The sequence below is a fragment of the Acinetobacter sp. UBA3461 genome, from assembly GCF_002381195.1.
GTDB lineage: Bacteria > Pseudomonadota > Gammaproteobacteria > Pseudomonadales > Moraxellaceae > Acinetobacter > Acinetobacter schindleri.
In genome coordinates, this window is sequence record NZ_DFRO01000017.1 from 1 (window position 1) to 14165 (window position 14165).

Here is a 14165-nt window from a genome sequence, read left to right on the forward strand (position 1 = left end):
TTATTCTAAACACCCCCTGTCTGATGGCAGGGGGTGTTTTTTTATATAATTTTTTAATTTATTTCGAATTTTTAAAAGCAGATAAGATCATTTGATAAAAATAAGATACTAATTAATATTAATATTAAAAATGAATAGCTTAAATGGTGCATAAAAAATGCAAGGAATTGTATGTAATTTAACAAATCTATGTTATAAAAAATTAAAGCGGCATAAAAATTGCTTATAAAGCGCGGTTTGAATAATGAGGGGTAACAATGAAATTATCAGTGGGCTTAAAAGTTGCGAACTCGCTGTCATTAACTCCACAATTACAGCAAGCAATTCGTTTATTGCAACTGTCGAGTCTGGAACTTGAACAAGAAATTCAGTTACAGCTAGATAGTAATCCTTTGCTGGAAAAAGTTGAAGAACAATCAAATTTAGAAAGTTTGTCTACTTCTGAACTTGAGCCTGACCAAAAAGACTTAACCAATGAATTGAATGCAGATCATTTGCCTGATGATTTGCCTGTAGATACCGATTGGGATGATGTATATACCCATCAACCAACCAGCTTGGGTGCAGCTGAATACGAAGAGCGTGAAGATAATCGTCAGGGACATTTAAGCCTACAGCAACATCTCATTGAACAGGTAAATCTGCTACATTTTTCTAAGATTGATAAGTTGATTGCACATTGCATTATCGACTCCTTGGATGATAAAGGTTTTCTTGAAGTTGATATTTCGGAAATTACAGCCTCAGTTCAACACTTGCTGCAAAGCATGGACTATGAGGAAGAAATTGAAGATGATGAAGTCCTTGTAGTACTCAAACATATTCAACGATTAGAGCCTATTGGTGTCGGTTCGCGCAATTTGGCTGAATGCCTGATGGTTCAGCTGGATAATTTGCCCGCTTCCACACCTTGTCGTAATGATGCAATCAAGCTGCTACAGCATTATGAACTACTCATTACCAATGAATTACCTCGGCTGATTAAGCAAACTGGTTTGAATCCAGAGCAGTTGCGCTGTGCAGTAGATTTACTTAAAACCTTAAAGCCACATCCTGGTCTGGAATTTGAAGATCGTGAATCTGATTATCAGGTGCCCGATGTTGTCGTGTTGAAAAAGAATGACTGCTGGCAAGTAATGTTGAATCCTGACGTGATGCCAAAACTACGTGTGAATTCGTTTTATGCCAATATGATTCGTCGTGCGGATCAAAGTGATGACAATCAGTATTTAAGAAATCAGATGCTGGAAGCCAAAAATTTCATTAAGAGTATCGATGAACGTCATAAGACTTTGTTAAAAGTAGCCACTTGTATTGTCGAACATCAAAAAGCTTTTTTAGAAATTGGTGCTGAAGGGATGAAACCTCTAGTATTACGTGATATTGCTGAAGAAGTGGAGCTCCATGAATCAACAGTTTCTCGGGTGACAACCAATAAATACATGCTGACACCGCGTGGTCTTTTTGAATTGAAATATTTCTTTTCCAGTCATGTCGGTACGACTTCGGGTGGGGAAGCATCTTCAACTGCGATTCGTGCCAAGATTAAGAAATTGATTTCTGAGGAAAATATACGTAAGCCGTTGTCGGATAATGCAATTGCCAATATGTTAAAAGAGGAAGGTATTGATGTAGCAAGACGTACAGTCGCTAAATATCGTGAATCGTTACATATTCCTTCATCTTCTGAACGAAAGGTCTTGATCTAAGTTTTAAAATCTGACTATTCTAGAGATTCATCATGACACTATGATGAATCTCTTTTTCTTTTGAGGAACCGTAAAATGATTTGATCCAATTTCTGAACTGTAACCTTGCATTGGTTATTGTCATCGAATCATTTGACTGTGACTCGTCTAATCCTAACGAAGTTGAGGGATAGAACTATGCAAATAACAATTCGTGGACATCATTTATCTATTACGCCAGCAATTGAAGATACTATAAAAACAAAGTTCCAGCAGATGACTAAACATCTGGATCAAGTGAACAGTATGCAGGTTAAACTTTCAAAAGATCATCAGATTGATAAGCGCTCTAAAAAAGGAAGCAGTAATCATATTGCGGAAGCGATTATCAGATTACCGGGAATCGAATTTTTTGCGCATGCCAATGCCGATGATATGTATACCTCGATCAAGCTTTTGACAGAAAAATTAAAAAAACAAATTGATCGATATCGAAAAATGAACCTGAATTATCAGCCATTGGCTTTATAATCGGGCAGAATGGAAAAAGAGGTTTTTAAAAGCCTCTTTTTTTATATATATAATGTATGTGACTAATGAATTATTTTTTTTATTTATAGTAAAATGATCCGTTTTACACCCTTAGTCCTATAAGAGGTCTTGTGATGAATAATGAACAGCTCGCTGAAATCTTAAAAGCCGCGTTCCCAGAGGCTGACATTGCTGTGAGTGGTCAGGGCGGCAAATATGATCTCCGTATTGTGGATGATCAATTCGATGGTAAGCGACCAGTTGCTCGACAACAAGCTGTTTATGCTCCTCTCAATTCTTATATCGCCAGTGGTGAAGTCCATGCCGTAACAATTCGCGCAATGACCAAAGAAGAATGGCGCAAAGCAAGCTTATTTGGAGCTTAATAGATTAATGGATAAATTTTTAATTCAGGGCGGCAATAAGCTCGAAGGTGAAGTGCGTATTTCCGGTGCGAAAAACGCAGCACTTCCACTACTGGCTGCAATGATTCTTGCAGATACTCCCATTACCTTGACCAATGTGCCTAATCTGAAAGATGTAAACACATTGGTTAAGCTTATTGCCGGTCTCGGGATCACCATGAAATATGAAGGTGATACTGTGGTTGCGGATACTTCAACCCTGGATAACCAGTTTGCACCATATGAGTTAGTAAAAACTATGCGTGCATCCATTTTGGTGCTTGGTCCATTGCTGGCGCGCTACGGTAGTGCGCAGGTGTCTTTACCTGGTGGTTGTGCGATTGGTTCTCGTCCTGTTGATCAGCATTTAAAAGCTTTGGAAGCGCTTGGTGCTGAAATTCAGGTGGAAGCTGGTTATGTCCATGCCAAAGTTGATGGTCGTCTGAAAGGTGGCGAAGTTGTCTTTGACATGGTGACCGTGGGTGGTACCGAAAATATTCTGATGGCGGCTGTGCTGGCAGATGGCGTAACGACAATCCGTAATGCAGCACGTGAACCTGAAATTACCGATCTTGCGCAAATGCTGATTAAAATGGGTGCCAAGATTGAAGGTTTAGACACAGATACGCTGATTGTCACTGGTGTTGAAAGCCTACATGGCTGTGAATATGCTGTGGTTGCTGACCGTATTGAAACAGGTTCATATTTAGCTGCTGCTGCGATCACAGGCGGTAAAGTAAAAACAACGAATACAGATCCAAACCTGCTTGAATCAGTATTAGAAAAATTTGAAGAAATGGGTGCAGAAGTTACACGTGGTGACGACTGGATCGAACTGGATATGATGGGTAAACGCCCGAAAGCTGTCAGCTTCCGTACTTTGCCGCATCCAGAATTTCCAACAGATATGCAGGCTCAGCTAATGGCAGTGAATGCAATTGGCCGCGGTTTTGCGACAATTTCCGAAACGATTTTTGAAAACCGTTTCATGCATGTTCCTGAGTTAGCTCGTATGGGGGCGAATATTCAGGTTGAAGGTAATGATGCTGTGGTGACGGGTGTGGAAAAACTTTCTGCAGCACCGGTGATGGCGACAGATTTACGCGCTTCATTCTCTTTGGTACTGGCAGCGCTTGCCGCTGAAGGGGAAACAGTGATTGACCGTATCTATCATATTGACCGCGGTTATGAAGATGTCGAAGCGAAGTTACAAGGTTTAGGTGCCCAAATTAAGCGAGTAAGTTAATGAGCGATATGAGAAACGATGATCCAAACTTTGACGTAATGGGCAATTTTGATCATGGTTTAACTTTAGCATTAAGTAAGGGCCGTATTTTAAAAGAAACTCTACCGTTACTTGAAACGGCAGGTATTAACCTGCTGGAAGACCCGGATAAGTCGCGAAAGCTGATTTTCCCGACGACCCATAAACAAGTTCGTATTCTGATTTTACGTGCTTCTGATGTGCCAACCTATGTTGAAAATGGCGCAGCAGACATCGGTGTGGCAGGTAAAGATGTGTTGATGGAGCATGGCGCGCAAAATGTCTATGAGCCATTAGATCTAAAAATTGCCAACTGTAAACTGATGACAGCAGGCAAGGTTGGCATGGAACGTCCGAAAGGCCGTCTTAAAATTGCGACTAAGTATGTGAATTTAACCCGTCAATATTATGCAAGCCTAGGTGAGCAGGTTGATGTGATCAAGCTTTATGGTTCTATGGAACTTGCACCGCTTGTGGGCCTGGGTGATTATATCGTTGACGTTGTCGATACGGGTAATACCCTTCGTGCTAACGGCCTAGAGCCACTGGAAGAGATCTGTAAAGTATCTTCACGTTTGATCGTCAATAAAGCCAGCTTTAAACGTAAACAAGTGTTGTTAAATCCAATTTTGGCACAGCTTGAACAAGCGGTTGAAGCACGTGAGCAAGCGAAAAAAGCTTAATTTTTCATTGTTCTAAAAGACCGTCCATAGGGGCGGTTTTTTTTATATCTCGAAATTTATTGATATTTTAGAGAAATCATCAATTTTGCCGAAAGCTATTTCCAATAAAACTCATGCTCAAGAAAGTAGATAGATAACCACAAAGCCTGTTAAAACAGGTAAACTAATCTTTTCCATATCAACCTTGTGGGTAAATTGATGCGACGTTTATCGACTCAAGATCAAAACTTCAAGCAGGTATTTGCTGACTTGTTAGCTTTTGAAACAGTGAGTGATCCTGAACTTTTAAAAACCGTAGATCAAATCATTGCTGATGTGCGTCAGCATGGTGATGCTCATGTTCTTAAACTTACTCAGCAGTTCGATCGACATCCAGCGCATCAATTTTCAGATCTGGAACTGACTCAAGAACAATTGAAAGCTGCCTTTGATGGTTTAACAGTTGAAGTGCGTGAAGCTTTAGAACTCGCTGCCAACCGTGTACGTGAATTCCACCAAGCACAAAAGCAAGATGGCTGGACCTATGTCGATGCTTTAGGTAATACCTTAGGTCAAAAAGTCACACCGCTGGATCGTGTGGGTATTTATGTACCGGGCGGTTTGGCATCGTATCCATCTTCAGTATTGATGAATGCAGTACCTGCCCATGTTGCAGGTGTACCTGAAATTATCATGGTGGTTCCTGCACCAAATGGTGAATTAAATCCATTGGTATTGGCTGCTGCATATTTGGCGGGCGTAATACGTGTCTTTACCATTGGTGGTGCGCAAGCAGTTGCAGCATTAGCCTATGGTACAGAAAGCATTCCATCTGTAGATAAAATCACAGGCCCCGGTAACCGTTTCGTTGCTGCGGCAAAACGTGCGGTATTTGGTCAAGTCGGTATCGATATGATTGCCGGACCTTCTGAAATTCTAGTGTATGCAGAAGGTGAAAATAATGCTGAGTGGCTGGCAATGGATTTATTGTCACAAGCTGAGCATGACACGGTTGCACAAGCGGTATTTATTACCCCTGATGAAGCCTTGTTAAATGCAGTTGGCGACTGGATTGAAAAGCATTTAGAGGCTTTACCAAAAGCAGAAATTGCCCGTACTTCGATTGAAAACCGCGGTGCATTGGTATTGGTGAAAGACCGTGCTGAAGGTGTAGAACTGATTAACCAAGTGGCGCCTGAACACTTAATGCTGTGTTTAGATGAAGCAGAAAAAATGGCTGAAGATATTCGTCATGCTGGTGCGATCTTCATGGGTCGTTACACCCCTGAAGCGATTGGTGACTACTGTGCAGGTCCAAACCACGTACTACCAACGTCGGGTACAGCACGTTTCTCATCCCCACTTGGTGTATATGATTTCCAAAAGCGTTCAAGCTTGATTATGTGCTCGGAACAAGGCGTGAAAACTTTAGCGAAAACTGCAGATGTATTGGCACAAGAAGAAAATCTTGATGCGCATGCACGTTCAGCACGTTATCGTTATCAGTAATTAAAAATATAAAACTTCTCCCTAACCCTCTCTTGCGCTTCATTTTAAAGCAGTGCTTTAAAACTTGCTCAGGAGAGGGAGATTACATGATTGAATTAATTATCTAGTAAAGCAATATGTAAGAGTTTAGAGATCCCTCTCCCTTTGGGAGAGGTTAGGAGAGGGCTAATAAGAGAACAAAGATGTCAAAGATCACCATAGAACAAATGCGTTTTTGGAGTGCTGAAGTACGTGAGTTAGAACCGTACACACCGGGTGAACAACCAAAAATCCAAAATCTTTTAAAATTAAACACTAACGAAAACCCATATCCGCCGTCACCGAAAGTGGTGGAAGCAGTCCAGAAAGTATTGGCAAATGGTGCAGATGTTTTACGTTTGTATCCTGACCCTGATGCCTCTGAACTGAAGCAAGCGATTGCGAAACAGCAAAGTGTGCCCGTTGAGCAAGTCTTTGTCGGCAATGGTTCGGATGAAGTTTTAGCGCATATTTTCAAAGCATTCTTCGTTCAAGAATTGCCATTGCTCTATCCAGATATCACCTACAGTTTCTATCCGGTTTATAGTCAGTTCTTTGGGGTGAAAACCAAAGTATTGCCGCTCAATGATGATTTTGAAATTGTAGTCGATGACTATAAACAACCAAATGGCGGCATCATTATTACCAATCCAAATGCACCAACCAGTATTGCACTGGGTTTATCTGCAATTGAAGAAGTGCTTCAAGCTAATCCAAATTCGGTTGTGGTGATTGACGAAGCCTATGTCGACTTTGGTGCAGAATCAGCGGTGGCGTTGGTTGAGAAATACGACAATTTGGTGGTCTGCCAAACCATGTCTAAGTCCCGCTCATTAGCAGGTCTACGGGTTGGTTTTGCGATTGCGCAGCCACATTTAATTGCAGCATTGGAAGCGGTTAAAAACAGCTTTAACTCTTATCCAATGGATCGTTTTGCCATTGCAGCAGCAGTAGCTTCCTTTGAAGACCAAGCTTACTTTGAAGCGCAAAATGCCAAAGTGATAGCGAGCCGTGAGAAATTGACAACACAGTTAAAAGAACTTAGATTTAAAGTTTTACCATCGGCTGCCAATTTCATTTTTGCATCATTGCCAAGCAAAGATGCAGGTGAGTTAGCATCTGAATTACGTGAACATGGTATTATCGTGCGCTATTTTAATAAGCCACGTATCAATCAGTTCTTACGTATTACTATTGGTACAGATGAGCAGAATCAACGTTTGATTGATACATTGAAAAATGAGATTTTGATTTAAGTGAATCTATCCCTTGCGGAGCAGTGCTCCTCATCCTTTGATAAAGGAGAGAACTCCTTCCTCTAGAAAAGATGAGAAGCATTGTTTCTCAAGGGGAGAGATTCATAAAAAAACGACTCAATTGAGGCGTTTTTTATTTATTCAGGTGTGTACCAAGTATTGAGTAGATTCAACATCGCTTCGACTTTATCAAAACATTCCTGATATTCGGCATCGCAGTCTGATGAAATGGTAATCCCCCCACCAGCCCATAGTGACATCTCATTTTGGTATTTCTGTATTGAGCGGATCAGAATATTCCAGGAACCAGTGCCATCAAAATTAAAATAACCCATTGAGCCACAATATGCACCTCGTGGCGCATCTTCAAGTTCTTCAATAATCTGCATGGCACGGATTTTAGGTGCACCAGTAATAGATCCGCCAGGAAGGGCGGACATTAAAACATTAAATGGATTTACATCTTTTTTTAATGTAGCTTGTACCTCACTAACCATATGATGAACTTGATTAAAGCTTTCAATATTGAACAGCTTTGGTGTTTTAACTGAGCCAGTTTCCGCATAAACACTTAAATCATTACGTAATAAATCCACGATCATCACATTTTCAGCTTGATCTTTCTCAGAATTTTTTAAGGTCTGTTTGGACTGCTCATCCAATATTGGATCTATATAACGCGGCATCGTGCCTTTGATCGGTTTGGTAATAATCCGTCGCTCAGATTGAAACTCAATAAACAGTTCTGGTGAACAACTTAACAGCTCAAACTCACCTACGCGTAAATAACCAGCATAAGGTGCATTGGTTAGCTGCCAAAATTGTTCTGCTGTAGCTAACACAGAGCCTTTAGCTTGTGCTGAAAATTCTTGAGTCAGGTTGATCTGATAACAATCACCAGCTTTGATATATTCCTGAACCTGACTGAAAGCCTCCTGATAAGCCGATTTATTCCAACGCGCTGTACATGGAGAAACTAAATTAAATTCAGACTTATCCTGGAATTGATCAAGTAAAGCCTGAATCTGCTGAAAAATATGTTTCGCTTGAGGATCACTACTTTTAAAAATCCATCCTTGAGGGTTGAGTTCTAAATAAGTAGAGAATTGCCCAATAAAAAGTGCTGGCTGCTGGCGCTGTCTATAATGAACTTGCTGCTGAGCTGCGTAGTCATAAGAAATGAATCCTACAAAGCCGCCATTAAATCTTGTAGAGTCCGAGGTTGATTTAGACGTGAAATTAATAGTTAAATCTGGCGCAACGACTTCATACTGATTAAAAGAAACAGCCTGATAAGTTTGTATAATATCATACTGTATAACTGTATAACGTTCAGCACAGCAGGCAATAAATGGCGTACCGTTGTCATATAAATATACAGCATGATCCAGGGAGCGCAATGCTTCCAAAATGGCATGCGGGGAACTATTTGAAGCAGACAGGAGATGTTGAAAAGTTAGGCTATGCATTCAGTTTAAAGCATTCAAGAGACTGAGATGATTCTATCTCAATTATCAAGAAAAATGAGGTAGAACTTGTATATACCGTTTATCGGTGAATAACGAAATGCGACCAACAACAGTTGAACAAAAAATGACACGCAGCTAATTTAGGGGGGCGAGCAAATCACTCAAGGATTAATTGTTCGTGCTGTCGTAAAATAAAAATACATCATGGACAAAGAGTGATTCACAACCAAAAAAATAATACTCTTGGGAGAGTACGAATGAAAAAATTCACTAAATTAGCTTTAATTTCTTCAATGGCGATTAGCGCAAATGCGATGGCAATGCAAGCCATGGATGATTCAGCATTAAGCGCAACTACAGGTCAAGACGGTTTGAGTATCGGTATTGGTATCTCTAAAATTGAAATTGAAAAGTTGTTTATTCATGACAATGGTGGTTTATCTACAACTGCTACGATGGAATCGTTTGGTGGTATAAAGTTAAAATCAGATCAAAGCGGTATTGAGTATACACCAGGTAAATTACCAACTCTTCAACGTGGTACAGTAGTTGAGATAGACACAAATACAGCTTCATATGATTCAGCCTCTCGAGCTGTTAATTTAGGTGGTAAAGGTGAATCTGCAGCAATTGTTATCTATGGTAATGGTATAGCTGGTGATGCAAACGAAACACATGGTCTTGTGATCGGTGCAAACTATGACGATAACGGTGCGTATTTGCTGGCTAGTCGTAACCTTGCAGATTTAACAATCGACTCTGATGCTGGTGATGGTAATCCATTCATTAATATTGGTGCAAAAGTTTCAGGTTTAGATATCAAAATTGGTAAAATTGGTGTTCAGGCTAGTGCAGCTTTAAATAATAGTGCTACCTCAATCCGTCGTGGTGGTACTGGCAAGGTTAATGATATCTTAAGTGGACTGTCTATCAAGACTGGTCCAATGTCAGCTAATATTCAATTAGGCGCCGCACCACAAGGCGCAATGATTCAATTGAGTGCTAAAATGGTTGGCGGCTTAACGATTGAAAACTTAGGTATTCTTGATAATTCAACGACTGGTGCAACAGTTGCTACAGGTGTAACCACATCAGGTCCAGGTGAAATTTTCATTGGAAGTATTAAGGTAACTGATGCTAATTCTAAAGATTTAACGTTGAATCAAAGTATCAGTGTATTCGGTGCATCAGGTTTACCAGCTGAAAATGCTAATAAAAATGGTTTCATTCGTATTGTAAGTACTAGTGGCGCGCATGATACTTATGTACAAGGTATTCAATTGGGTAGCCGAACTGCAGCTTCTATTGGTGATATGGAAGTTCAGGGCATGCAAACTTACTATAGCCCATCCCAAGGTACTTACCATCCAGGTGCGATTATTACTATCGCTGGTCACTAAGTTCAATCGAAAAAGCGCGTGTTTACACGCGCTTTTTTTATGACTGTATCATTTATCTAAAAAAATAAAAAAAGACTGTATTTTTTTGAAAAAGAAGGTATCTTTCTAGTTACAAGGAAGTAGGGTGAAAACTCTATAAAAAGAATAATCAGGCGCATCATGCCGATGATAAGAAAAGTAAAAAAATATGTTAGAGATCGCGTTGGGCTCGGCATTGATCTACTACGCTGCCAAAGAAGCCTTTGATATAAAGGAACAACCCGCTGAAACAGTTCGCTATACTGAAACCCTAGATTCCCGTCAGGATTCTTTTGTACGTATGCATCGTGAGCCCGTGCGGATTAAACCTGCCTTACAGGATCAATTTAGGGGAATTGTTAGACAAGCTTATGACTACAGTTGTGGCTCGGCAGCGCTTACGACCTTATTGAATGGTTATGTAGGTACGCAACTGGATGAACAGCAAGTAATGAATGGCTTAATGCAATTTGGTGAAACAGATAAGATTGTTGAACGCCGTAGCTTTTCTCTTCTGGATATGAAACGTTTTGTAGCCGCTTTGGGCTTGGAAAGTGGAGGCTATAGAGGAGAATTTGAAGACTTGGTCAAACAAGGGCAGCCGGCTATTGTTCCTATTTCTTATGCAGGATTTAAACATTTTGTTGTCTATAAAGCATATAAAGATGGGCGTGTTTATGTCGCAGATCCAGCACTCGGTAATATTAGTTTTGATGAACAACGTTTTAAACAGGTCTGGGAAAATAATACGCTGTATTTAATCAATGTGCCTGAGCAATATCGTAAAAACCTCTTGGCACTCCAAGATTCAGATATGCGCCATGTTGAGGATGCCACGATTAACCGTTATGCATTGGTAGATTTTCAGTATCCACAGTTCTATATGGAAAAAATTGCAGATAAGGCATCTACAATTCGTCTGGATACCAATATGAATCCAGAATCTGAGTCCTTTGGACAGCCAACCTATAACTTCTTAAGACTTTATTATAAGAGCAAGTAAAAACTAATTAAAAAACTGAATTAGAAAAATAAAAATGGTGGGATGCAACATGAAACGTGAATGGATGAACAAAACTCTCTTGGCACTTAGTGTTCAAATGGTCATGGGGGCAGCATATGCTGCAGATGAGCCGGCATTAGGGGAATACGAGGAAGTCGTAGAAGTAGAAGAAACTGTTGCTGAATCTGTAGCTGAACCTGAATTAGGTGGATATGAGCAAATCATTGAGACAGAGGAGAAAATAGCAGAATCTACACAACCAACTACTGTAGAACAACGAGTTACAGAGCCAGTACAAGCTTCATCTGCATTACAACAGCGTGAAGGGGATGCATCTCAAGAAACGAATCTTGAGGAGGTCTTTACTTCAAATGAGCGTCAGTATTCACTTATTAAGCAAGGTGAAATTTCATCGTATTATGATATTGACTATACCTATTATCGAGATACTCAGTTAGATCTGGAAATGGCACAAGGCCAACTGTATCAGTTACGTGTTCAGGAAAATGCAACCCATACGCTGACTAACACATTCACTGCACAATACGGTCTAAAGGACAATTTAACCCTAACAGCGTCTTTACCGCTGGTAACCAAAACAGACTTATTGAAAGATACGTCTACAGCAGGTTTAGGTGATATAAGTCTTGGAGCACGTTGGGAACCATTTCCATTAAAAGCAGGACGTCTGCCACTCATTTTATTTGGTAATCTTTCCACTAAGACCGGTGATAGTCCATATGAAATTAATGCGGCTGATGATTTATCCACAGGTAAGGGCTATTACGCTGTAGGCGTGGGAGCAAGTACCCGTAAATATATTGATCCAGTCGTATTGTTTGCTTCTGTTTCTGCCAATTATGGATTTAAAGTAACTGACTTAAATCAGCGTCGGGGTTACCGTGTAATTGATGAATTTGAACCCGGAATCAGTGGTGGTTTTGCTTTTGGTTTTGCTTATTCCTTTAATTACGATGTCTCAATGACAATGTCCTATCAGCAAAGCTTTAATACTGGTTCAGAGTTCAGATATTCAAGTGGTGAAAGTTACTCGCCAGCAGATCAAACCAGTTCAACCTTTGCAATTTCCCTCGGGGTACGTATCTCTCCTGAAACAATTGTCAATGGTACTGTAGGGCTAGGATTAACGGAAGATGCACCTGATGTCTCGCTCGGTCTATCTTTCCCACTCGATATTTTAGGTTTTGGTAAGAAAATTCGCTAAGGGGCTGTCTTATGAGACAAATTCGACTCAGCCCGTTAGTGAGTGCCATTCTTTTAACGGGTTGTTCAGGTGCAGCATTTGCACAATTAGGAACAAATTTATCGGTTGACCTGCGCTCGCTTTCACTAGGTAATGCAGTCACTGCAGATCCGCCAGGAGTTAATGCTGTTCATTTTAACCCGGCAGGTTTGACTAAAATTCAGGGCTTACAAACTGAGCAACAGATTATTATTGCTAATTTTGATATTGGACGTGAGTTCAGTGTCCCTGCTGGTTATAACGTTTTCGGTTATTCAGATGATCCTTTGGTTTGTAATGATGGACCAGAGGTCAATTCAGATCTATGTACTGATTTTAAAGATGGGCCGATCAGAGGTGACGTTGAATACGTTAGCTTATATGTACCTATTTTAAAAAAGATGGTAGATCTGGGGGAAGGGATGCCAGTGGCTGCACCCACTATGGGAATTGCCTATAATCCACCAGGCTCCAAAGCAACTTATGCGACAGCTGTATATGCACCTCTTATGGCGGGTTTTGGTGCTGAAAGTGGCAATCCTGCAAACTATATGGGGCAGCAGGTTGCACTTGAGCGGATTACCTATCTGTCACCTTCGGTAGGCTATCAGGTCAGTGATACGCTTTCGATTGGAGGTGGTGTCGGTATGTCATACCAAGCCATGGGTATGAAAACCGACCTACGTTTTCCGAATGAACTCATCGGCATGCTGAGAATGATCGATGAAGTGGTATGTACACCATTTAAAGAAAACTCGGACATTATCACCGATATTCTTTTACTCGGGATGTGTAATGCTCAAGAAGGAATGAATCCATTTGGCAAATTTGGTCAAATGCAACTTGGACTGGAACAATCCCTGAGCCCGAGTTATAACTTGGGTGTACTATGGGAACCTACTGAAGATTTCAGTTTTGGTATGGTCTACCAAAGTTCAGCAAAAATGCGCCTTAAGGGTAAATATCACATTGATAATGCCAGAGCGCCGCAGGAGATGATCAAGGGCTTGATGTCTTCTCCGACAGGGCAGATTCTTGCAGCGATTCTCGGATTCCCAAATTCTGTCCCATCGAGTGAATCTGGTTTGGTATCCATGGATCTGGAATTTCCTGCACATTTTCAGGCGGGGATTAAATATAAATTATTGCCTGATTTACAAGTTAATTTTGATGTTGGGTGGACAGATTATAAAGCCTGGGACAAATTCCGTTTCGAATTTGATCGACAAATTTCAGCATTGAAAATTGCCAAACTTTTATCTGCAAATGTTACCGATACTTCATTGGCATTACCCCTTGAGTTTACCTCGCCATGGAGTTGGGGAATCGGGTTTGAATACTCAGCAACAGACCGATTGAAGCTGCGTGCGGGTTATGAACCACGTTCGAGTGCTATTCCTGATAACAAGCGTAATACGATGGTACCGATCAATAATGCTCAATTATTTGGCCTAGGTGTAGGCTACAAGTTTGATGCAGACACAGATCTCGATTTATCTATTGGTTTCTTACGCAGTAAGGATAACATCCCAGCTAATACCAGTAGCCTTTCAAACCAGACAGGTGTTAACAACTTATTATTAAACCCATATGCGGGGTTAAATGTTAAAACAGATACTAAAATCACAATTTTAGGACTTAACTATAGAACAAGATGGTAGACATATCAGGATGATAGGACATTTATGGCTAAGGATGAT

At 40.5% G+C, this 14165-nt stretch carries 12 protein-coding genes; 11 read left to right on the plus strand and 1 reads right to left on the minus strand.

All coding sequences use genetic code 11. The features are described 5' to 3' along the window. Positions 1 to 257 precede the first annotated feature (257 nt). The 7 genes from B3D47_RS03190 (at position 258) to hisC (ending at position 7332) form a co-directional block, all read left to right on the plus strand. Entirely contained in the window at positions 258 to 1709 is a 1452-nt protein-coding gene (locus B3D47_RS03190; RefSeq protein ID WP_163165067.1) for an RNA polymerase factor sigma-54, read from the plus strand. A gap of 177 nt (positions 1710 to 1886) precedes the next feature. Further along, positions 1887 to 2219 carry a ribosome hibernation-promoting factor, HPF/YfiA family gene (gene hpf, locus B3D47_RS03195; RefSeq protein WP_004814456.1) on the plus strand — a complete coding sequence of 111 codons (333 nt, stop codon included), beginning with the start codon at positions 1887 to 1889 and terminating at the stop codon, positions 2217 to 2219. A 134-nt stretch (positions 2220 to 2353) separates the two neighbouring features. Further along, positions 2354 to 2605 (plus strand): BolA family iron metabolism protein IbaG, encoded by a 252-nt coding sequence (gene ibaG, locus B3D47_RS03200; RefSeq protein WP_004814457.1) that lies wholly within the window; start codon positions 2354 to 2356, stop codon positions 2603 to 2605. A 7-nt stretch (positions 2606 to 2612) separates the two neighbouring features. Continuing rightward, positions 2613 to 3869 (plus strand): UDP-N-acetylglucosamine 1-carboxyvinyltransferase, encoded by a 1257-nt coding sequence (gene murA, locus B3D47_RS03205; protein WP_004814459.1) that lies wholly within the window; start codon positions 2613 to 2615, stop codon positions 3867 to 3869. After that, positions 3869 to 4570, plus strand: coding sequence for an ATP phosphoribosyltransferase (gene hisG, locus B3D47_RS03210; protein WP_004814462.1), 702 nt, complete (start codon positions 3869 to 3871; stop codon positions 4568 to 4570). Before murA ends, hisG begins: the two co-directional genes overlap by 1 nt. Positions 4571 to 4756: 186 nt before the next feature. Next, the gene (hisD, locus tag B3D47_RS03215) at positions 4757 to 6058 is read left to right on the plus strand and encodes a histidinol dehydrogenase (RefSeq protein ID WP_163170915.1); all 1302 of its coding nucleotides are present in this window, start codon (positions 4757 to 4759) and stop codon (positions 6056 to 6058) included. 182 nt (positions 6059 to 6240) lie between these two features. Beyond that, positions 6241 to 7332, plus strand: a complete 1092-nt coding sequence (gene hisC / locus B3D47_RS03220; RefSeq protein ID WP_286859899.1) for a histidinol-phosphate transaminase — start codon at positions 6241 to 6243, stop codon at positions 7330 to 7332. A 137-nt stretch (positions 7333 to 7469) separates the two neighbouring features. On the opposite strand, the gene pabB is transcribed toward hisC, so the two are convergent. Further along, a complete protein-coding gene (pabB, locus tag B3D47_RS03225) occupies positions 7470 to 8801 on the minus strand; it encodes an aminodeoxychorismate synthase component I (protein ID WP_004814469.1) in 1332 nt (443 codons plus the stop codon). Positions 8802 to 9058: 257 nt separating this feature from the next. On the opposite strand from pabB, the gene B3D47_RS03230 reads away from it, so the two are divergent. From B3D47_RS03230 to B3D47_RS03245, 4 genes are all read left to right on the plus strand, one after another. Then, positions 9059 to 10201, plus strand: a complete 1143-nt coding sequence (locus B3D47_RS03230) for a DUF6160 family protein (protein ID WP_004814473.1) — start codon at positions 9059 to 9061, stop codon at positions 10199 to 10201. A 187-nt stretch (positions 10202 to 10388) separates the two neighbouring features. Beyond that, the gene (locus B3D47_RS03235; RefSeq protein WP_163170917.1) at positions 10389 to 11222 is read left to right on the plus strand and encodes a C39 family peptidase; all 834 of its coding nucleotides are present in this window, start codon (positions 10389 to 10391) and stop codon (positions 11220 to 11222) included. 49 nt (positions 11223 to 11271) lie between these two features. Next, positions 11272 to 12447 carry a hypothetical protein gene (locus B3D47_RS03240; protein WP_004814475.1) on the plus strand — a complete coding sequence of 392 codons (1176 nt, stop codon included), beginning with the start codon at positions 11272 to 11274 and terminating at the stop codon, positions 12445 to 12447. An 11-nt stretch (positions 12448 to 12458) separates the two neighbouring features. After that, a complete protein-coding gene (locus B3D47_RS03245; protein WP_004814477.1) occupies positions 12459 to 14126 on the plus strand; it encodes an OmpP1/FadL family transporter in 1668 nt (555 codons plus the stop codon). Positions 14127 to 14165 lie beyond the last annotated feature (39 nt).